Source organism: Aeromonas sp. S15(2024), from assembly GCF_041402265.1.
GTDB lineage: Bacteria > Pseudomonadota > Gammaproteobacteria > Enterobacterales > Aeromonadaceae > Aeromonas > Aeromonas dhakensis.
This window is the reverse complement of sequence record NZ_JBGLQY010000003.1, coordinates 1-19,395: the sequence shown is the minus strand read 5'-3', so window position 1 is coordinate 19,395 and position 19,395 is coordinate 1. Positions and strand designations below refer to the sequence as shown.

Below are 19,395 nucleotides of genomic sequence, written 5' to 3'. Positions count from 1 at the left end.
CATGATGCCGATCGGTCAGGCCAGCTGGTGCAGCACGCTGGTCGCCGCGATCTGGGCGATGATGAGGCCGCACAGGGCGGTGGAGACCACCACCGGCGCTGTCTCCTGCTGACGGTAGAGCGGGCTGAACCAGAGCAGCAGGGCGGCGATCAGCAGGGCCGCCTGGGTCAGTACGCCGGGGATCAGGGCATCAAGCCCGGCGCCGCTCCCCTGCCAGCCCACCAGCACCGCCAGCCAGAGCAGGCTCAGGATGGCGGCCACCAGCCCGGCCAGCGGCAACAGGGTGTTGAACGCCTGCAGACGGTGACGGGCCCGCAGCAGCATCAGATGGGCGAAGGCCGCCCCCAGCAGCACCATCTGCAGCAGGCCGCCAAGCCAGCCCTGGATCTGCAGCAAGCCGATGCCATAAACCAACAGCGGCACCGCCGGCAGCCAGAACAGGGTGGCCGGGATGGCGCGCTTGCCCTCGAGCCGGGATTGGGCCAGTGACAACACCACTCCCAGGATCAGGGCGGCGCCGCCACTCCAGATCAGCCAGTCGGCCGCCTTGGCCTCCACTGCCAGCATCAGGGAGAGGCCGGTGATCACCCAGACCGAGAAGAGCTGGGTGGTGATCCGCGAGCGCTGGCCCGGGCAAAGATCACCGCGCCAGAGCACCAGGCCCAGGGCGATGAGGGCCCCCAGCGCCATCAGGCCGGTCAGGGGAAAGAGCCAAAAAGGGAGTTGGACGAACATAACGCCTCCAGCAGCAAGAATTCAGAACGCGCCGATGGCGCCGGATGAAGGGGCCGAGTATACCCAAAGCCGCCGCCATCCCCAATCCCTGCCGCGCATCAGCCTGCGACGAAGGGCTCAGCTCTGGCCGCGGGCCAGCGCCACCACCCGGGCGAACATCTGGCGCAGCACCGGCGGGATGTGCTCGCCGCCGAGCCGCTCCGCCTCCTCCACCACCGCCAGCGCCATGCCCGGCTTGCTGCGATGGTGAATCGCCTTGTTGATGATGCGCCCGGCGTTGAGGGTCGAGCGCCCCCCGACGCCAGCTTCACGCCGGAACACCGCCTCGAAGCCGTTGTGGTAGAGGTAGTGCTCTATGTCCGCCGCCGGCAACTGGGTCAGCCTGTCCCGCTCCCGCTCCCCCTTGAGCAGGGAGCGCGCCGAGGTGGCGTACTTGACCCCCGCCTCGTCGCCGTCGGTGAGCAGATGCCACTCGATGCCAAAGTCGCGCGCCACCTTGATAAGGGGTGACTGACCACACTGGGCGAACTCGATGATCCGCACCCCTTCGGCCCGCAAACTGTAACCGCAGATCTGGGCGAGCTCGGAGAGCAGCCAGATCTCGGTCTCCCCCTCCACCAGCAGCCAGCAGCGGGCAAACATCGACATGGGACGGTTGATGCGTACGTGGAAGGCAATCTTGCGCAGATCGTCGCTGCTGTAGCGCTCGCCTCCCAATTGATGACAGAGGATATCCTGCTGGCGGCGCACCAGCCGGCGGATCTGGTTGAGGGGCAGCGAGGAGAGCAAGTCCCCCGAATTGGTGGTGAGCAGCTTCTGCCCCGGCAGCTGTTCCAGCAGGCCCCAGGCCAGCGCCAGCATGGTGGGGTGCAGGCGGCTCTCCGGATCTTCCAGGATCATGATGGGGCGCGCCCCCTGCTCCAGCTCCCGGTTGCCCCGCGCCTGCAGCAGGGTGGCCGCCATGCCCGCCATCGCCAGTTGCAGCGCCCGGTTGTCGGCATTGCGCAGCAGCGCCTGCAGATTGCCGGGATTGCGCAGGGTCATGGGGCGGTTGACGATCTCCCGCTGGCTGCGCGGCTTGTTCTTGATGGGGGCCAGCGCGTTGAAGTAGTGATCCATCAGCTGGCGTACCGCCTGCAGCGCCTCCTTGAGCTCGGGCTCGCCGATGCGCTGGGGCTCGTCGATCAGCTTGTCGGCCAGCTCGCTCAGCCGCAGCTCGGAGAGATCCCCCCACTGCAGGGTCTCCACCCCGTTGCGGGCAGTTCGGGCATCCCGCAGCCGGAACACCGGGTTCATGGTGATGAGCAGGCAGACCAGCTCGTGGGCATTGTCGATGGCCAGGCTCTTGCCGATGCCATCGAGAAAGTCGTGGGTGGTGGTGACGGAGCCGTCGCTCTGCAGCTCGGCGCTCGCGCGGTAGTGAATGCGGTGAAACTTGTCCTTGTGCTTGATCCAGGCGGCGCCGAGACGGGCCAGTCGCTGGGAATGCAGGCACATCTGGGGCCTGTGCTCGCTGAAGGTGAGCACCAGTTGCAGGTGGCGGGCCGGCTCGAGCTCGGGATCTTCAGGCTGATGGAAGTCATCGCTGCTGAACTGGTAAGGCTCGGCATCCTGGCCCAGCAGACACCAGAGGGCGCGCAACAGGCTGGACTTGCCCCAGGCGTTCTCGCCGATGAGCACTGTGGTGTGGTCCAGCCCGAGCGAGAGGCGATTTATTCCGCGAAAACCTTTGACTTCAATGCGTTCCAGAAACATGCGGCCATATCCAGTCCATCCTGATGGCGCAATAGTGGCAAAGTTGTCGGGAAAATCCTATCGGGTCGTGGCGATTTTCAGCGGGAACTGTGAGGAACGAGCGGTTCGGGGACGGGGGCGCCGGCAAGTCGGCCCTGGGGGGCGTTCCAGTGGCTGAACCAGAGGTGGCGGGTGCGAGTCTGACGTTTGCGATGATTCAAGGGCATCTCCTGTGCGGGTTGAAGGAACGAGGCTCCCCCTCGTTGCCAACCAATCTGCCGCTTATCTGTGACAGGAGGATGACAGCTGGCTGCGCCACTGACCTGGGGTCAGACCAAACGCTTCACGAAAGCGGTTGCCAAGGTGGGCCTGGGACGAGAAACCGCACTGGACGGCGATGCTGGCTAGGGAGTCGGCACCGGCCAGCAGCTGCTTTGCCCGCTTGAGCCGCAGCCCCAGCAGGTAACGGTGGGGCGGACAGCCCAGGCTCTGGCCGAACATGCGGGCGAAGTGGTATTCGCTCAGACCCGCCTCCTGCGCCAGCTCGGCCAGGGTGACAGGCTCCGCCAGATGGGCCAGCAGGTACTCCTGCACCCGCCGGATCACCGCCGGTGCCAGCCCGCCGCGTACCTCGGGCAGCGGCGGCGCCTCCCGGGTGTGGTGGCGATAGGCGTGCAGCATCAGCATCCAGGCGCCGTGGGAGAGCGCCATCCTGTCCACCTGGTGCTGCCAGTCCAGCTGCATCAGCTGGCCCTGCACCAGGCTGGCGGCCAGCGGATCGTCGATGAAGGTCTTGTCCTCCAGCAGCAGGTGGCGCCCCTCCTTGTCGCACACCTCTTCGGCGATGCGGGTCAGGTGGGACGGGGTGAAGTAGAGGTGGAAGAAGCGAAACTCCTCGCGCACCAGCCACTCGGATCTGTGGTGATCCGGCATGATGCACACCTTGCCGGTGCCGCCGTGACCGCCCGGGCCGTCCAGCCGCTCGGTCTGCTCGCCCCCCTGCAGGTAGACGCTCAGGGTATGGTGGCCCGGCTTGTGATAGCGGGTCTGATCGTAACAGTTGCGCCAGCTGGCGACGCCAAGGCCAGGTTCCAGCCAGCAGGCGTTCTCCAGTCGCGCGCCCGTGCTGACCAGTGCATCGAATACTCCCGCCGGCTTAGTCTGCAGCACCCGCTCTGTACCTCTTGTTGCTTGCCTATGGCCCCTGTGCGCCATCTTAACGCGGCGCGGCGGCAAAGGCTGCGGCTGCCCGTAAAAAACCGCAAGATGGTGTAAGCCCGCCGCCACCGCCCGCTGCATGCTGATCCCATGTCGTTCTCATCTCACCGGATACCCCATGAACCTGATGCTCTATCTTGCCACCGTCCTTATCTGGGGCAGCACCTGGATCGCCATCGCCTGGCAGCTCGGCCCCATTCCCATCGAGGTCTCGGTGCTCTATCGCTTTGCCCTAGCGGCGCTGGCACTGTTTGCCCTGCTCACGGTGAGCGGCAAGTTCCCGCGCCTGCCCTGGGCGGGCCAGCGTTATGCCGCCCTGCTCGGCGCCCTGCTTTTTTCCACCAACTTTCTCTGCTTCTACCACGCCACCCTCTATATCCCGAGCGGCATGTCGGCGGTGATCTTCGCCAGCGCCAGCATCTTCAACGGCCTCAATCTCTGGCTGTTCGAGGGTAAAAGACCCGGCCTGCGCTGGTTGCAAGGATCCTTGCTGGGGCTCGTCGGCACCCTGCTGCTGTTCTGGCCCGTGCTGGCGGATGCGCAACTGGGTGCAAACGGCTGGAAGGGGCTGCTGTTTGCCTGCGGTGGCACCCTCTGCTTCTCGCTCGGCAACCTGGTCTCGGCCCGCGGCCAGCGCCAGGGCTATCACGTGCTGCAGATGGTGCCCTGGGGCATGGTCTACGGCGTGGGGCTGCTGCTGGGCTGGGTCACCCTGCTCGGTCAGTCGCTGACGTTGCCCACCGATCCGCGCTACCTGGCGGCCATGGTCTATCTGGCCATCTTCGGCTCCGTCATCGCCTTCACAGCCTACCTCACCCTGGTGGGGCGCATCGGCCCCAGCAAGGCGGCCTACGCCACCGTGCTGTTTCCTCTGGTGGCGCTGACCCTGTCCACCTTCTACGAGGGGTTCGTCTGGCAGCCGGTGTCGGTGGTCGGCGTGGTGGTGAGCCTCATCGGCAACCTGGTGATCTTCGCCCCGCCCGTCAAGGCGTGGCGCTGGCCGCTGGCACGGGCTACAAACGGTACTTGCCCCTGATGCCACCAGCCCCTAAGGTAACCGCTTTCAACAGACGAGGATGGGAGAGAGCATGTTACTGGAAGGGCTGGAGACACTCTGCCTGCTGGCGAGCGAGGGCACCATGGCCAAGGTCGCAAGCCGCCTCTATATCAGCCAGTCGGCGGTCAGCAAGCGCATTGCCCAGCTGGAGCAGCGCCTTGGCAAGAAGCTCATCGAGCCGGATGGGCGCCACACCCGCCTCACCCCCCAGGCCAGGGAGCTGCTCACCCGGGTGGCCCCGAGTCTGGCCGAGATGAAGGGGGTGCTGACGGACAGCCAGATCCTCACCGACCAGACTCCCCTGCCCGTCGCCTGCTCGGAAACCCTGCTGGCGGGCTACCTCGCCCGCTTCATGCACGACTATCTCGAGCGTGATCCCCACATCGCCCTCTCCACCCACCACACGCCGGTGATCCTGGCCCGGGTGCGCGGCGGCGACGCCCTGCTCGGCATCTGCGCCGGGCGCCTGCCCCCCGGCCACGGCCTGTGCACCGAGCGACTGCTGGAGGAGCCCTTCTATCTGGTGGGGGATGCCGTGCCTACGCACGAACACGACACCGATCGGCTGCTGCCCATCCTCACCATGGATCTGGACAACCCCTCCAACCGCTATCTGCGCGAGCCACTGGCGGCCCTTGGCCTGACACCGGCCATGGAGCTCGACTCCTACCTGGCGTTGATCGAGCTGGCCAAGGCGGGGATTGGCCCCGTGCTGCTGCCGGCCGGCCTGCTGGCCCTGGTGGGCGAACAAGGGGCGCAGGCCCGTCCCCTGCCGGGGCTGGGGCGTCCGCTCCACCTGGTCTACCGGCCAAACAGCCTCAAGCGCGAGCGCATTGCCCGCCTGGTGCAGGCCCTGCAGGCCCATTTCCGGCAGTTGACTTCCAGGGGCTGAAAAACAAGAGGGCCCGATCCAGCGGATCGGGCCCTCTCTATAATCCCTTGTGCAAGGCGTCAGCCCAGCCAGGCAAAGAGCTCGGGATACTGGCTCCACACCAGCTTGACGGACATCAAGAGGGAGACGGTCACCAGCAGCGGCTTGATGAGCTTGACCCCCTTCTTGAGCACCAGCTTGGAGCCCATGCGGGCCCCGATGAACTGCCCCAGCGCCATGCACAGGCCGACGCTCCACACCACCTTGCCCCCCAAGGTGAAGAACAGCAGGGAGGCGATGTTGGAGGTGAAGTTGAGCAGCTTGGTGTGAGCGGTGGCCCGCGCCATGCCAAAACCCGCCAGGGCCACGAAGCCGATGGCAAAAAATGACCCAGTCCCCGGCCCGAAGAAGCCGTCATAGAAACCCACGCCACCGCCCACCAGCAGGGCGAACGCCATGGGAGTGAGGCGGCGCTGACTCTCCGCATCACTCACCCGGGGGGAGAAGTAGAAGTAGCAGGCAAACGCCATCAGCAGGAAGGGCAGCAACCGCTCCAGGATGGCGGCATCGATGGTCTGCACCGCCAGGGTGCCGATGGCCGCGCCGATGAAGGTGCAGATGACCGCCGGCCAGATGATGGCCCACTCCAGCAGCCCCTTGCGGGCATAAAACCAGGTGGCGGAGAAGGAGCCGAAACTGCTCTGCAGCTTGTTGGTGCCAAGCACCAGGGCCGGCGGCATGCCGGTGGCGAGCAGAGCGGGCACCGTCAGCAGGCCCCCGCCGCCGGCAATGGCATCGATGAAGCCGGCCACCAGGGCCACGCCAAACAGGGCAAGCAGGGTAAAGAGTTCCAGTTCCATCCATCGCCTCGCGAAATTGACCGGGGCCCGCAAGGGCCCGCACAGCGCAGGCTCGCCATGAGCCTGATAAACACCGCAGGTCGCTATCCTAATGGGGCTTGGCTCATGACGCCAACGAAACGGTGGCAGGCAATTGATTCCTGATTTTCATCAATCAAGTGCACCATGACGTGGCTGGCACGCGTGCGGTCCCCTCACCCGCCTTGATCAGGCCGCGTCGGGCGCGCAGCAGGTCACTCCATCGGCCTTGAGGTCGGCCAGCGCCTGCTGCAGATGGGCTTCATCCTCGCCGGGGGCCCGGCTGACCCGGCCCGCCATGTAGCGGCTGCTGAAGAGATTGAACCAGAGCTGCAGCGCCTGCCCCGCCGCCAGCTCGCCGGCCACCTCCAGCACGCAGGCCGCCACTTCGGCGGTACAGAGGTGCTCGTCGCAGTGGGCCACCCGCATGCCATAGGTGGAGAGCGCATCCGGCTTGATGGAGAGCACCGGAAAACCGTCCAGATAGGGGCTCTTGTTGAACATCTTGCGCGCCTCGGGCCAGGTGCCGTCCAGCAGGATGAAGAGCGGCTTCTTGCCGGGAACCGGGGTCACCACCGAAGTGAGCCGGGCCGGCTCCTTCTCGCAGGCGGGAAACACCACATAGGGTTGCCAGGCGGGATCCGCCAGCAGGGCCAGCAGTTCGGGATGGGGCTGGGTGCGCGACCAGAGAAACGCCCAGGTGGTCTGCGGCAGCACATCGGCGATGAGGCGGCCGGTATTGGAGGGCTTCATCGGTTCGCTGTCGTACATCAGCAGGCAGAAGCCGGCCTCCGCCTTGAGCTCGGGGCGCCACTCGCAGGCACACCAGTCGTGGCGCAGCTGACAGGCTTCGCAGCGCGGCACGCTGCCGCCACGGGCGAGAAAGGGTCGGGTCGAGACGCTCTTGCGCCAGATGCGCAGGCGATTGACGGCGTGATCGGGGATTGGCTTCATGGAACGCGGCTCTGACGGTGCCTGTGGCGGGACAAAAGGGGGCAGATTGTAACGGCGCGCCCTTTGCGCAGCAAGGCCCCCATCTGGGGCAAGCCGGGATGCCGCGCCTCTTTAATACTTGGTCGTCAATCCATGCACCCACGCATGGGACACAGGAGGACGACGATGGCAGAACAAGACATTGCCCGCGAGCACGCCCTGGCCGAAGGCACTACCTTCACCTGGCACGAGCTCTATCTCCCCGATGCCGAGGCCGGGATCCGTTTCTACACCGAGGTGCTCGGCTGGGAGAGCCAGACCATGACGATGGAAGGCGGCGACTACCCCATGCTGGTTGCCAATGGCAGGCCGATCGCCGGCGTGCAGTCTACCCGGGGCAATCCCGAGATGGCCGGCGTACCACCCCACTGGGCAACCTATATCGCGGTGGATGACGTAGATGCCAGGGTGCTCAGGGTCAACCAGCACGGCGGCACCGTGGTGGTGCCCGCCATGAACATCCCGGGGGTCGGGCGCATGGCCCTGATTGCGGATCCGCAAGGGGCGCACATCTGGCTGTTCACCGCTGACCCCATGTGACATCGCCAACCGCAACAACGACAGAGGGGCCCGCGGGCCCCTCTGTTACGTTCGGCAAGCCGTCAGACCGCCTTGCGCAGGATCTGCTCCAGATAGTGCGCGAAGTTGTGGCCGTGATGCTCCAGCAGTTTCGGGAACATGGAGATGGAGGTCATGCCCGGGAAGGTGTTGATTTCGTTCAGCAGGATCTCCCCCTCTTCAGTCAGGAAGAAGTCGATGCGCGAGAGGTGGGTCAGTTTGAGCTGACGAAACGCCTTCAAGGCATACTCGTGGATGGCATCGGCCTGGGCCTGGCTCAGCCCCTCGGCACGCAGCGCGGTCTCGGTGTGGCTGGCGCTGCTGTACTTCTCTTCATAGGTGTAGAACTTGTCCTGCGGCACGCAGATCTCGCCCGGGTAGGTAGCCACCAGCTCATCACCGTACTGGTAGACCGCCACTTCCAGCTCGCGCGGCTTGACCGCTTTTTCGATCAGTACCTGCTCGGAGTAACCGAAGGCATCGGCAATGCCCTTCACCAGATCCGCTTCGTTGCTGGCGGAGTAGCAGCCGACGGAAGAGCCCTGGGAGGCCGCCTTGATGAAGACCTTGCCCCATTTGGCCAGCGCCGCTTTCGCCTCGGTCAGGCTCGCCTCGCCCTGCTCGGTCAGGAACAGATAAGGGGTGTTGGGGATGCCGAGGGCGGTGAGCCACAGCTTGGTGGTGATCTTGTTGAAGCACACCTTGCTCGCCTCGGCGTCGCACCCCAGGTAAGGCAGGCCGGCCAGCTCGAGGAAGGATTGCAGATCGCCGGTCTCACCCGGGTAGCCGTGGATGCAGGGCACCACGTAATCCACCGGACGGGCCACGCTGTCGAAAGAGAGCAGCTTGTCCAGCCCCAGCTTGCACTCGCGGCCGTCGGCGCTGAGCCAGCGGTCGGCAAACATCTCGACCCGGGTCACTTCCACGCCGGGCAGGAGAGAGAGCTGTTTTTCGAGGAAATTGGCACTGCGCAGCGAGACTTCGTGTTCGGAGCCACCGCCGCCACACAGCAGCAAGACATGGATGTTCTTCATTAGATGTGATCCCTTGGGAAAAGCGGCTTCGCCATCACCATTTAAAACCCAACCGCATTAAAACCGGACGAAGCCAGATACGAAGATAAGTGCGGGCCAGTGTAGCAAGGGAGATCGAGCCTTGTCAGCCGATGGGCGCCCCATCCGCCGACAAGAGCCATAAAAATTCCCGCCTGTGTCAGAAATTGGATGAAAAGAGCTCAGCGCGGCGGATCGAGCCGACCATTGCCGCTGCCGTTGACCCGAAACCAGCCGGCGATGCTGTAGCGCTCCTGGTTGGCGGGCAGCACCTCGTGGGGGAACTCTTCGGATAGAAACAGCACCAGTCGCCCGCCCCGGGGGGAGACGTCCATCAGAAACTGCTCGTCGTCACCGTACATGCGCAGCACCCCGCCCGCCTCTGGCTGCCAGTCGTTGTTCAAGTAAAACACCGAGGTGAGGCGGCGGTTGGAGCGCCCGGCGAAGGCGTCGCGATGGGTGGCATAGAAGTCACCGCTGCGGTAGCGGGCAAAGTGGGCCTCGTAGTCGAACAACCCCAGCATCAGCATCCGGTTGGCGGCCAGGCGCAGCGCCTCCATGCGGACCAGATAGTCGGTCACCGGCGCGCCGAGGGAGGCGTCGAGCCAGTGGATCTGATCCCGGCGAATGTCGCGGTTGTCCTGATGCAGGGTATCGCGGCCGATCCCCGCCGGTCGCCACTCGTCCGGCAGACAGGCCCTGAGGGCATCCACCTCGGCGGCGGTTAAAAAATCATCCACTATCACCCATCCCCGGGTGTATATGGCGTCCATGACGGCTTGATAGTCCAAGATTGACTCGCAACAAGTGGAAAGAGGGCGCTTTTTAGCGACTTCCCGGCCAAGACACAAACCGGTTTGCTTCTCTTGAGAAGTCCCACCATCAATACGCCATCCGGGCCGCCAAGACCCCCATTATCTCGGCGCGATTGCCACTCTGTGATCCGGCGCACTCAATCTGCTCCCACCAAGGGAGCACTCCGGCTTGCTCCCCGCCGCCGCCCCCGTTAACGTGGTGCAATGTGCCCTGAATGGGCCCCACTCAAAGGAGTCTTTCATGTCTTTGCCCGAACTCACCCTGCAACGCCTCGACGGCAGTGAACTGCCGCTCGCCTCCCTCGCGGGCCAGGTCATTCTGGTGGTCAACGTGGCCAGCCGCTGCGGCTTTACCCCTCAATACACGGGGCTGGAGGCACTCTATCGGGAGCTGGGGCCCGAGGGGCTGGTCATCCTGGGCTTCCCCTGCGATCAGTTCGGCCACCAGGAGCCGGGTGATGCCGAGGAGATCGCCCGTTTCTGCTCCCTCGACTACCCGGTCAGCTTCCCCATCATGGCCAAGTGCGAGGTCAACGGCGAACAGGCCCACCCCTTCTATCAGTGGCTCAAGAAGGAGAAACCGGGTCTGCTGGGGCTGGAGAACGTCAAGTGGAACTTCACCAAGTTCCTGATCGACCGGGACGGCCAGGTGGTGGACCGCTTTGCCCCCACCACCAAACCGGAAAACCTGGTCGCCCCCATCCGCGATCTGCTCTGATTGCCTGAACCTGCCTAATTGAGCGGCCGGTGCGACAGCTACTGCGCAGCGGCCGCGCTTTTGCTATATTACGCCCCCGTTATCACTTTCATCCCGTGGCCGGCCCCGTGCGCCGGTCACCCGCTGAGCCCAAGGCTCACCAGAGGAGTCTCTCTCGAACATGTCATTCAACGAACTGGGTCTGTCCCCGCACATCCTGCGGGCCGTCAAGGAGCTGGGTTACGAACAGCCAACCCCCATCCAGCAGCAAGCCATTCCCGCCATTCTGGCCGGACAGGACGTGCTCGGCGGCGCCCAGACAGGCACAGGCAAGACGGCCGGCTTCACCCTGCCCATGCTGCAGCGGCTGCTGGCCAACCATGGCCGTGGCCGGCGTCAGGTGCGCGCCCTGGTGCTCACCCCGACCCGCGAGCTGGCCGCCCAGGTGGGCGAGAGCATCATCAAATATGCCCACCACCTGCCGTTTCGCACCCTGATCGCATACGGCGGCGTCAGCATCAAACCCAATCTGGACGCCATCAAGCTCGGCATCGACATCCTGGTGGCCACCCCGGGCCGCTTGCTGGATCTGCTGACCCAGGGCGCCCTGACCCTGACCGAGCTGGAAGTGCTGGTGCTGGATGAGGCGGATCGCATGCTCGACATGGGCTTCATCCACGACATCCGCCGCATCATGAAGGCCCTGCCCACCGAGCGGCAGACCCTGCTCTTCTCCGCCACCTTCTCGGACGACATCAAGGCGCTGGCGGACGATCTGCTGAGCGACCCCACCCTGATCGAGGTCGACCCCAGCAACACCGCCGCCGAACAAGTGACCCAGCGCATCATCCAGGTCGACCGGGAACGCCGCCGCGAGCTGCTCTCCCACATGATCGGCCGCGGCAACTGGCAGCGGGTGCTGGTGTTTGTGCGCACCAAGCAGATTGCCGACAGGCTCGCCCAGCAGATGCAAAAGGATGGCCTGGATACCGTCGCCATCCACGGCGACAAGAGCCAGGGTGCCCGCAACCGGGCGCTGGCGGATTTTCGGGAGGGCAAGGTGCGGGTACTGGTGGCGACCGACATCGCCGCTCGCGGCCTCGACATCGATCAGCTGCCCCACGTGATCAACTTCGAACTGCCCCAGATGGCGGAGGATTACATCCACCGCATCGGCCGCACCGGCCGCGCCGGCCGTGGCGGCGAGGCCATCTCGCTGGTAAGCCAGGACGAGCTGGGTCAGCTCAAGGCCATCGAGGCGCTGATCGGCCAATCCCTCTCCGTCGAGATCCTGGACGGCTATGAGCCCAGCGGCAAACCGAGCCGGCAAACCCTGCCCGGCAGCAAGCCGGTACAAAATCCGCCGCGCGCCCGTGGCGCCGCCAATGCCAAGGGTGGCAAGGGCAAGCCCGCCGCCGGCAAAGGCAAGGGGGATGGTGCCAAGAAACCCGCCCCGGCGCGCAAGCGGGAAGTGGTGGGCGAGGATATCGGCTTTGCCCCCATGCGCCGCCTGCCGAAGGCCCAGCGCGGCGACTATCAGGACAACTCCAACGAGGAGTAAGACACAGTCCTGAACCCGTTATAACAAAAAACCGCCCGAGGGCGGTTTTTTTCATGATGGCGTCACCGGCCTGTCAGTGCCCTCTGTCGCAATGGACATGTGCAACAGCGGATAGGGCTTGCCCTGCCCGCCCAGCGCCGAGCGGCCCACCACCGCGAAGCCCAGATGGCGATAAAAGCCGAGCGCCGGTTCATTCTGCTCATTGACGTCCACCCGGGTCGCCCCCAGCCGGGCGATGGCATCGGCCACCAGCAGGCGACCCACCCCGCCCCCGCGCAGGGCGGGGTCGATGAAGAGCATCTCGATATTGCCCTCCTGTACCCCACAAAAGCCGGCGATCCCCTGCTCGCTGCGGGCGCAGGTGAGGGTCACTGCGTCAAAGTAATGTGCCAGAATGAGCTCGCGCAGGGTGGCTATCTCCTCCTCCGGCAAAAAGTGGTGAGTGGCGCGCACCGACGCCTCCCACAGCGCGATCAGGGCCTGATAATCCCCGCGCGATGCCTGCTCCAGTCTCATATCGTGCTCACTCAATCGCTTGATTGTTTGGAGCCTGTCCGGTCGTTGTCATGGCGTCGACCTGCTTGAGGACAAACCCCTTCTCGATGCCGGCCTTGAAGCCCAGCTTTTCATAGAGGCGGTGGGCTTCATCGCGCCCCTCCCCAGACAGCAGCATCACCTTGTAGCAATCCTGCTGCCAGGCAAGCTCAAGCGCATGGGTCAGCAACTGCCGGCTGATGCCCCGGCGCCGAAACGCAGAGGCCGTCACCACGTGCTCTATGATGCCAAACGGCCGACCACCGTTGGTCAGGGTCGCGACCACGCCAAGCTGGCAGGTGGCGGCCAGCTGGCCATCCACCTCCGCCACCAGCAGGTGAAGGTGCGGCTGGGTCAGCAGGGCCGTCAGCGCCGTGCGGGCAGCGTCCGGCGCAAGCGCGGGGTCATGGGGGCGCAACTCCCGATAGAGTGCCAGCAGGCCGGCCATATCCTGCAGGGTACAGCGCCTTATGAGCGTCATCCTTCCTTCTCCTTGAACCATGGCGACACACCGCCACCCTGGACGAGGGTCGCAAACCTCGGGGGCACCATCCCTGCAAATCGGCAAACGCGCCTCAGCGGGTCTTGACCGCCTGCAGCAGCACCGACATGTCCGGTCCGAAGCGGCGAGCCCTGATGGCGTCGCGGATCGCCGCCTCGTCGTAGCGGCTGGCCGGATAAAGCAGCACGCAGGCGGTGTCGCCGGGCTTGAGGAAGTGGGTCTCGCCAAACGGGGTATAGCGGGTGGCCCCGATGCTGATGAGGGCATGGGCCGGGCGCCCGGCCTGGGCCAGCAGCCCCTGGATGTGCTCGGCCGGCCCCTCGTCCTGCTGATGGTTGAACTTGTCGATGGCCCATGTCAGCAGCTGGCCGTGGAAGTAGCTGTAATCCACCGCCGCGCTGTCGACCCCGTAGGGGTGCAGCTCGCCGTCCCGCTCCAGATAGCAGGCGATGCGGTAGTCATCGAGCTCGCAGCCGGCGGCGAAGTGGGAAAGGGGCAACAACGCGGGGGCCAGCCCCTTGCTCTCTTCACCCCAGTTTTTCTTCTCGCTGATCTTTTTGGCGTTGGGACGGCGAATGGAGCAGTCGTTGTAGGCACCAAAGGCGCGCGGATGGATGGCCACCACCTGCTCCCCCGCGTACTCCAGCTCGCACCAGAGCGCCACTTCCGGCTCTATCTGCACTTTCTCATCGCCGCTCACCGCCGCTTCCGGCAAGAAGATGGCATCGCCGCTCAAGGGGAAGACGCCGAGCTGGCCGGGGTGGCCCGGCACGTAGAAGGGGAACAGCGCCTTGGGGGCGCTGGTGTCGCGCACCACCACCGCCACGAAATCCGAGGCCTCGCCGGCCTGCTCCAGATGACCGGCGAAATTGCCCGCCACCCCGAGTCCGATAAACTTGCTCTCTGCTGTCACTTGCATCTTCTCACCTGCATCTTGCCAAAGCGAAGGCAGCGGCCCGGCACGGGGCGGCTGCCGCAAACGTGGCGAGGATTAAAACACAGGGGTCTGCCATCGCCCAGCCTGCACGCCCCATCCTGTGCGCCAGCGCGAACTTTTGCCGGCCGCTCGGCGAGCTTGTGAGCAACCGCCATGCCCGAACTGGCTCGACCATGTGCGGCGCCCACCCTTGATCACGGCAATATGCGGCGCATTGATCAACCCTGCGCCCCGGAAACAGATCGTTTCCACATCCTGCCGCCTTGCCCCTTGGGCCAGCCCACCAACTTTGCTAGGCTGCCCGCCATGCCAATCCGCAACACTCAAGGATGCCTGTCGATGTCAGCACAGCACTTTCAGGGCCGCTTCGAGGTCGAGTTCAAATACAGGCTCGGCGATGTCGAGGCCTTCACCACGGCCCTCGCCGCACTCAATCCCGAGGTGATGCTGGAGCGCAACCAGGAGCAGGACACCTACTTCGACACGCCGGACCGCAGCCTGAACGCGGCGGGCAAGAGCCTGCTGATCCGCGCCATGCACCCCTCCGGCATCCAGCTCTGGATCGTGAAGGGGCCCGAACCCGATCGCTGCGAGGCGGTCAACATCACCGACGCCGACAAGGCCATCAGCATGCTGCACACCCTGGGTTACCAGCCGATACTGACCCTTCGCAAAGTGCGCAGCATCTATTTCGTCGGCCCCTTTCACGTCACCCTGGATCACCTGGCGGGGCTCGGCGATTTTGCCGAGCTGGCCATCATGACCGATGACGAGGCCCTGCTGCCGGGCTATCGCCAGCAACTGCTGGCCCTGGCCGCCCAGCTCGGGCTGAACCCCGAACGGCTGGAGAGCCGCTCCTATCGCACCCTGTGCGAACAAGCCACCACCCCATCACCAGAGAGACGTTCATGATCGACAAACTCGCCTGGCTGACCTTCAAGGATCAGCAACTGCTTTGTGCCCGCTCCCACGGCAAGCACATCTACTACATTCCCGGCGGCAAGCGCGAAGCGGGAGAGAGCGACGAGGCGGCGCTGATGCGCGAAATCGAGGAGGAGCTGGCCGTGGCCCTCAAGCCCGACACCCTGGCGTTTGCCTGCGAGTTCAGCGCCCAGGCCGACGGCAAGCCAGAGGGGGTCAACGTCAGGCTGCGCTGCTACACCGGCGAGGCTGACGGCACGCCCGTCGCCTCGGCGGAAATCGCCGAGCTGCGCTGGCTCGACAGCCGCCATCTGGCCGAGATCTCCCCGGTTTCCCGGCTGCTGTTTGCCTGGCTGGTCGAACAGAAGCTTATGCGCTAGGGGAAACTGCCCGGGTGGCGTGATCGGGCGCACCCGGCGAGTGGCAACGACTTGAAATTGGCGGCGGAAACGGCGAGTCTAGCCAGTCATCCTGCCGCCAGTCCCGTTGGCGGCAGGCGCCGTGGCAGACCGGGCCGACGGCGTGAACTTCGTTGACAAGGACTCCTGATGGACATAGTTGAGGTTGATACCACCCAGGGCATCAAGCCTGCCCTCATCACTTTGCTGCAAGACAGCGTGGCCAGTGGGGCCTCGGTGGGCTTTCTGCCGCCGCTGACCGAAGAGCAGGGGCTCGTCTATTGGCAGGGCATAGAGACGGAGCTGGCCGCGGGCAGCCGCCGGCTCTGGGTCGCTTTTGAGCAACACCAGCTGGTCGGCTCCCTCCAGCTCTCGCTGTGCACCAAGGCCAATGGCCGTCACCGCGCCGAGGTGGAAAAACTGATGGTGCACAGTCTCCACCGTGGCAAGGGGGTCGGCCGTGCCCTGATGGCCAGCATGGAGCAAGGGGCCAAAGAGGCCGGCCGTAGCCTGCTGGTGCTCGACACCCGGGTGGGCGATGCCGCCTCCCGCCTCTATCGCCAGCTGGGCTATCAGGAGGCGGGCCAGATCCCCGCCTTTGCCCGCAGTGCCGATGGCACCCTGGCGGCCACCCTCTTCTTCTACAAGCAGCTCTGAGGCTCGCACCACACCTCCACTGAACTGCCGCGCCCTCCCCATGGAGGGCGTGCAGTTTTTCCCTGCATTTTGCCCTTCCAAAACAATCAAATCGGTCAGATGGATTAATTCTGATCCGACTTCAGCCCCATTTGAGCGCCATTTTTCCTTCACCTCACGCCAGGCGAGGCGTATGGTGTGGCAGAAAGACCCGTTTGCATACCAATCGGGTACCGCTCACTGCCTTGAGGAATACTGCATGTCTATCCTGCCTCGTACCGTCACCTCCCCCAAAAAGTTCATCATCGGCCACGATCTGCTGCCCCAACTCCATGATCACGTAAAAGATTTCGGCGACAACGCCCTGCTCGTCAGCGACGAGTTCATTCTGGAGCGGGTGCGGGAAGAGGCGCTGGCCGGCCTGCTACAGGCAGGCCTGAAAGGAGCGGTCGAGAAGTTCAACTACGAGTGTACCGACATTGAGATCCGCCGCCTGTGCGATCTTGCCGAACAACAGGGGGCCAACGTCATCGTCGGCATCGGTGGCGGCAAGACCCTGGACGTCGCCAAGGCGGTGGCCTTCTATCTGCGCCGCCCGGTGGTACTGTTTCCCACCATCGCCTCCACCGATGCCCCCTGCACCGCCCTCGCGGTGATCTACAACCCGGCGGGCGAGTTCGAGCGCTATCTGTTCCTGCCCCAGAACCCGGACGTGGTGATCGCCGACACCGCCATCATAGCGGCGGCCCCCGCCCGCTTCTTTGCCGCCGGTGTGGGTGATGCCCTTGCCACCTATTTCGAGGCCCGCGCCTGTTACCGGGCCGACGGCATCAATCTGGTGGGCAAGCGCCCCTCCCGCACCGGCCTCGGGCTGGCCCGGCTCTGCTACGAGCTGCTGGGGGAGAACATCGAGCTGGCGATGGACGCGGTGCGCCACCATGTCACCACCCCGGCGTTGGAGCAGACCATCGAGGCCACCATCTATCTGAGTGGCGTAGGCGCCGAGGCGGGCGGCCTGGCGGCGGCCCATGCGGTCAACAACGGCATGTCGGTGGTGCCAGATCTGCACCGGGCCCAGCATGGTGAGAAAGTGGTGTTCGGCCTGCTCACCCAGCTGGTGCTCGAACGCGCCCCCCAGGCCGAGCTCGACGAGGTGATGCGCATCATCCAGCTGGCCGGCCTGCCCATGACCCTGCAGGAGATGGGACTGAGCCAGTTTGTGGAGAGCGAGTGGCGTCAGGTGGCCAAGCTTGCCTGCGATCCCCTCGACACCATGGGCAACATGCCGATGAGCGTCAACGAACAGGATGTCTACCACGCCATGATCGCGGCCAATGCCATGGCCGAGCGTTACCGGGCCCGCCACCCACGCACCTGATCGGCACTCAAGTAACGTCGTGATCAAACCGGCAAGGTCGGCCCCTGTGGCCGGCCTTGTCATTCCCCGTCCGACCTGCTGCAATGGCCCCTTTCCCCTTGGGACAAGGAGCCACCATGATATTGGAAGTCGCCCATCTGCAGGTCATCCCCGGTCAGGCTGCCGCCTTCGAGCAGGCATTCTCCCAGGCCCAACGGATCATCAGCGCCATGCCCGGTTACAGCGGACACCAGCTCCAGCGCTCGCTGACCGATCCCCATCGCTATCTGCTGCTGGTCAACTGACAGCGCCTCGAAGATCACACCCAGGGCTTTCGTGGCTCACCCCAATACCAGCAGTGGAAGGCCCTGCTCCATCACTTCTACGATCCCTTTCCCACGGTCGAGCACTACCGGCAGGTCACGCTGGATAAAGAAGAGTTGCGGGAACAGGCACACGGTCAGAGCTGAACCGGATCCCCGGTGCCAGAACCAAGATGACGGCTCAGGCGACATTACCTAGTCAGGTGTGCAACCAGATAAGCGGCGCAGAGGGGCTGTTAACTGAGAGATGAGGAAGGATGATCAGGGGGCCAAGCTGAGCGCGGATCATCCGCGCCCAGACTTAGCCAATGGTGGGAAGATCAGGCCAGCCGCTCGGCCCGCGCCTTGATCTCGGGGGTGGCAAAGGCCTCCTGAGCCGCGATCAATTGCAGCTCATAGGCGTCGACCTGCCAGGTGTGCAGCAGTACCGCATCCACCGCCGCATTGGTGCGCTCGAACGCGCTGACGGCATCGTAACCCGCCTGCAGATTGGCCAGCATCAGCGCGCTGATAAGATCCCCCACGCCCACCGGCTGGCGAGCAAACTCGTAGAGCGGACGAGCAATCAGATAATCCCCCTCGGGGGTAGCCAGCAGCATCTCGAAGCGGCCCGGCTCGCGGGCGGCGCGTCCAAGATGCTTGACCAGCACCATCTTCACCCCGCGTGCCAGCAGACGATGGGCGGCGGCTCGGGTCTGCGCCAGATCCGTCAGATGAACGTCGCACAGTGTCTCCAGCTCCAGCAGATTGGGGGCCATGACATCGGCCACCGGCAGCACCTTCTCGGTCAAAAAGCGGGTCACCCCAGGCGCGACTATGCACCCTTTCTCCGGGTGGCCCATCACGGGATCGCAAAAATAGATGGCGGCAGGGTTGGCGGCCTTGACCGCGGCCACCACCGTCAGGATCTCGTCCCCCTGCTCCGCCGAGCCGAGATAACCGCTCAGCACCGCATCGCAGTGTCCCAGCACCCCGATGTCCGAGAGCCCCATGCTCAGGGCGCTGATATGCCCTGCAGGCATGGCCATCCCCTGCCAACCGGCCGCATATTGGGTATGGTTGGAGAACTGCACCGTGTTGATGGGCCATACCTCCATACCTAGACGGCGCATGGGGAATACGGCAGCACTGTTGCCGGCACAGCCGAACACCACGTGGGACTGGATAGAGAGAATGCGTTTCATCGACATCACCGCAGAGAAGAGTCAGGGGAAAGGCGCAATATATCGGATGAAGATATTGAACTTCCACCCTTGATCAGCACAAACCCTTATTTGGTCTACTAAAGCCTCGAGAAGACACGCGTTGTCACCCTCATCCCTCCCCCCTCTTTACTGCCATGCCACAGTTCGAGACAGCGGATGCCACCGGTGTGGTCTGAAATGGTGATTAAACACTCTTGTTTGATGGCATATAAGCTGAATAAATCCGCTCTTTTTGTTGATCCGTGCGATGGCATGCGAGCGGACAGATGGCCGGGTGCAGCCCTGGCCTCAGCGAGGCAGCAAGGCAGCAAGGCAGCAAGGCAGCAAGGCAGCAAGGCAGCAAGGCAGCAAGGCAGCAAGGCAGCAAGGCAGCAAGGCAGCAAGGCAGCAAGGCAGCAAGGCAGCAAGGCAGC

The 19,395-nt window shown here is 64.6% G+C and carries 21 protein-coding genes and 1 pseudogene; 11 read left to right on the top strand and 11 right to left on the bottom strand.

What is annotated here, in order from left to right; all coding sequences use genetic code 11:
* Positions 1 to 15 precede the first annotated feature (15 nt).
* From ACB033_RS07455 to ACB033_RS07445, 3 genes are all read right to left on the bottom strand, one after another.
* Positions 16 to 735, bottom strand: coding sequence for a hypothetical protein (locus ACB033_RS07455; protein ID WP_017780170.1), 720 nt, complete (start codon positions 733 to 735; stop codon positions 16 to 18).
* A gap of 117 nt (positions 736 to 852) precedes the next feature.
* Positions 853 to 2,490, bottom strand: a complete 1,638-nt coding sequence (locus ACB033_RS07450) for an ATP-dependent endonuclease (protein ID WP_017780171.1) — start codon at positions 2,488 to 2,490, stop codon at positions 853 to 855.
* A gap of 261 nt (positions 2,491 to 2,751) precedes the next feature.
* Entirely contained in the window at positions 2,752 to 3,639 is an 888-nt protein-coding gene (locus ACB033_RS07445) for a helix-turn-helix domain-containing protein (RefSeq protein ID WP_139724318.1), read from the bottom strand.
* A 166-nt stretch (positions 3,640 to 3,805) separates the two neighbouring features.
* Here ACB033_RS07445 and ACB033_RS07440 point away from each other — a divergent pair, with 166 nt between their 5' ends.
* Both ACB033_RS07440 and ACB033_RS07435 read left to right on the top strand, forming a co-directional pair.
* Positions 3,806 to 4,723 carry a DMT family transporter gene (locus ACB033_RS07440; RefSeq protein WP_024943377.1) on the top strand — a complete coding sequence of 306 codons (918 nt, stop codon included), beginning with the start codon at positions 3,806 to 3,808 and terminating at the stop codon, positions 4,721 to 4,723.
* A gap of 52 nt (positions 4,724 to 4,775) precedes the next feature.
* Positions 4,776 to 5,636, top strand: coding sequence for a LysR family transcriptional regulator (locus ACB033_RS07435; RefSeq protein WP_139724316.1), 861 nt, complete (start codon positions 4,776 to 4,778; stop codon positions 5,634 to 5,636).
* A 59-nt stretch (positions 5,637 to 5,695) separates the two neighbouring features.
* Here the strand turns inward: ACB033_RS07435 and ACB033_RS07430 are convergent, their stop codons facing one another.
* Positions 5,696 to 6,475: a TSUP family transporter gene (locus tag ACB033_RS07430; RefSeq protein WP_010634092.1), complete on the bottom strand. Its 780-nt coding sequence runs from the start codon at positions 6,473 to 6,475 to the stop codon at positions 5,696 to 5,698.
* A gap of 207 nt (positions 6,476 to 6,682) precedes the next feature.
* Positions 6,683 to 7,447, bottom strand: coding sequence for a tRNA-uridine aminocarboxypropyltransferase (locus ACB033_RS07425; RefSeq protein ID WP_017783975.1), 765 nt, complete (start codon positions 7,445 to 7,447; stop codon positions 6,683 to 6,685).
* Positions 7,448 to 7,612: 165 nt separating this feature from the next.
* Here ACB033_RS07425 and ACB033_RS07420 point away from each other — a divergent pair, with 165 nt between their 5' ends.
* The gene (locus tag ACB033_RS07420) at positions 7,613 to 8,026 is read left to right on the top strand and encodes a VOC family protein (protein ID WP_139724314.1); all 414 of its coding nucleotides are present in this window, start codon (positions 7,613 to 7,615) and stop codon (positions 8,024 to 8,026) included.
* A gap of 62 nt (positions 8,027 to 8,088) precedes the next feature.
* On the opposite strand, the gene ACB033_RS07415 is transcribed toward ACB033_RS07420, so the two are convergent.
* Both ACB033_RS07415 and ACB033_RS07410 read right to left on the bottom strand, forming a co-directional pair.
* The gene (locus ACB033_RS07415) at positions 8,089 to 9,078 is read right to left on the bottom strand and encodes a D-alanine--D-alanine ligase (RefSeq protein ID WP_139724313.1); all 990 of its coding nucleotides are present in this window, start codon (positions 9,076 to 9,078) and stop codon (positions 8,089 to 8,091) included.
* A gap of 200 nt (positions 9,079 to 9,278) precedes the next feature.
* The gene (locus tag ACB033_RS07410; protein WP_162519796.1) at positions 9,279 to 9,887 is read right to left on the bottom strand and encodes a 2OG-Fe(II) oxygenase; all 609 of its coding nucleotides are present in this window, start codon (positions 9,885 to 9,887) and stop codon (positions 9,279 to 9,281) included.
* 265 nt (positions 9,888 to 10,152) lie between these two features.
* On the opposite strand from ACB033_RS07410, the gene ACB033_RS07405 reads away from it, so the two are divergent.
* Both ACB033_RS07405 and ACB033_RS07400 read left to right on the top strand, forming a co-directional pair.
* Complete coding sequence (locus tag ACB033_RS07405; RefSeq protein WP_010634097.1) at positions 10,153 to 10,629, top strand: glutathione peroxidase; 477 nt, start codon at positions 10,153 to 10,155, stop codon at positions 10,627 to 10,629.
* 160 nt (positions 10,630 to 10,789) lie between these two features.
* Positions 10,790 to 12,169, top strand: a complete 1,380-nt coding sequence (locus ACB033_RS07400) for a DEAD/DEAH box helicase (protein WP_010634098.1) — start codon at positions 10,790 to 10,792, stop codon at positions 12,167 to 12,169.
* 51 nt (positions 12,170 to 12,220) lie between these two features.
* Here ACB033_RS07400 and ACB033_RS07395 read toward each other — a convergent pair whose 3' ends face one another.
* The 3 genes from ACB033_RS07395 to ACB033_RS07385 all read right to left on the bottom strand — a co-directional run bounded on the left by ACB033_RS07395 (position 12,221) and on the right by ACB033_RS07385 (position 14,124).
* Positions 12,221 to 12,685 carry a GNAT family N-acetyltransferase gene (locus ACB033_RS07395; RefSeq protein ID WP_371140428.1) on the bottom strand — a complete coding sequence of 155 codons (465 nt, stop codon included), beginning with the start codon at positions 12,683 to 12,685 and terminating at the stop codon, positions 12,221 to 12,223.
* Between the two features lie 7 nt (positions 12,686 to 12,692).
* The gene (locus ACB033_RS07390) at positions 12,693 to 13,184 is read right to left on the bottom strand and encodes a GNAT family N-acetyltransferase (RefSeq protein WP_042049346.1); all 492 of its coding nucleotides are present in this window, start codon (positions 13,182 to 13,184) and stop codon (positions 12,693 to 12,695) included.
* Between the two features lie 94 nt (positions 13,185 to 13,278).
* A complete protein-coding gene (locus ACB033_RS07385) occupies positions 13,279 to 14,124 on the bottom strand; it encodes a DUF5718 family protein (protein WP_139724307.1) in 846 nt (281 codons plus the stop codon).
* 357 nt (positions 14,125 to 14,481) lie between these two features.
* Between ACB033_RS07385 and cyaB the strand changes: the two genes are divergently transcribed.
* From cyaB to ACB033_RS07360, 5 genes and pseudogenes are all read left to right on the top strand, one after another.
* The gene (cyaB, locus tag ACB033_RS07380) at positions 14,482 to 15,054 is read left to right on the top strand and encodes a class IV adenylate cyclase (protein WP_139724305.1); all 573 of its coding nucleotides are present in this window, start codon (positions 14,482 to 14,484) and stop codon (positions 15,052 to 15,054) included.
* Positions 15,051 to 15,443: an NUDIX domain-containing protein gene (locus ACB033_RS07375; protein ID WP_026139176.1), complete on the top strand. Its 393-nt coding sequence runs from the start codon at positions 15,051 to 15,053 to the stop codon at positions 15,441 to 15,443. The genes cyaB and ACB033_RS07375 overlap by 4 nt, the downstream gene beginning before the upstream one ends.
* 168 nt (positions 15,444 to 15,611) lie before the next feature.
* On the top strand, positions 15,612 to 16,118 hold the full coding sequence (locus ACB033_RS07370; RefSeq protein WP_019838807.1) for a GNAT family N-acetyltransferase: 507 nt from the start codon (positions 15,612 to 15,614) through the stop codon (positions 16,116 to 16,118).
* Positions 16,119 to 16,356: 238 nt separating this feature from the next.
* Positions 16,357 to 17,475, top strand: coding sequence for a glycerol dehydrogenase (locus ACB033_RS07365; protein WP_124250988.1), 1,119 nt, complete (start codon positions 16,357 to 16,359; stop codon positions 17,473 to 17,475).
* A gap of 116 nt (positions 17,476 to 17,591) precedes the next feature.
* Positions 17,592 to 17,924, top strand: a pseudogene (locus ACB033_RS07360) (antibiotic biosynthesis monooxygenase).
* 173 nt (positions 17,925 to 18,097) lie between these two features.
* Here ACB033_RS07360 and pdxY read toward each other — a convergent pair.
* On the bottom strand, positions 18,098 to 18,961 hold the full coding sequence (gene pdxY, locus ACB033_RS07355) for a pyridoxal kinase PdxY (protein ID WP_139724304.1): 864 nt from the start codon (positions 18,959 to 18,961) through the stop codon (positions 18,098 to 18,100).
* A 198-nt stretch (positions 18,962 to 19,159) separates the two neighbouring features.
* Here pdxY and ACB033_RS07350 point away from each other — a divergent pair.
* The coding region (locus ACB033_RS07350) for a hypothetical protein (protein WP_371140427.1) at positions 19,160 to 19,395 on the top strand (236 nt) is incomplete at its 3' end.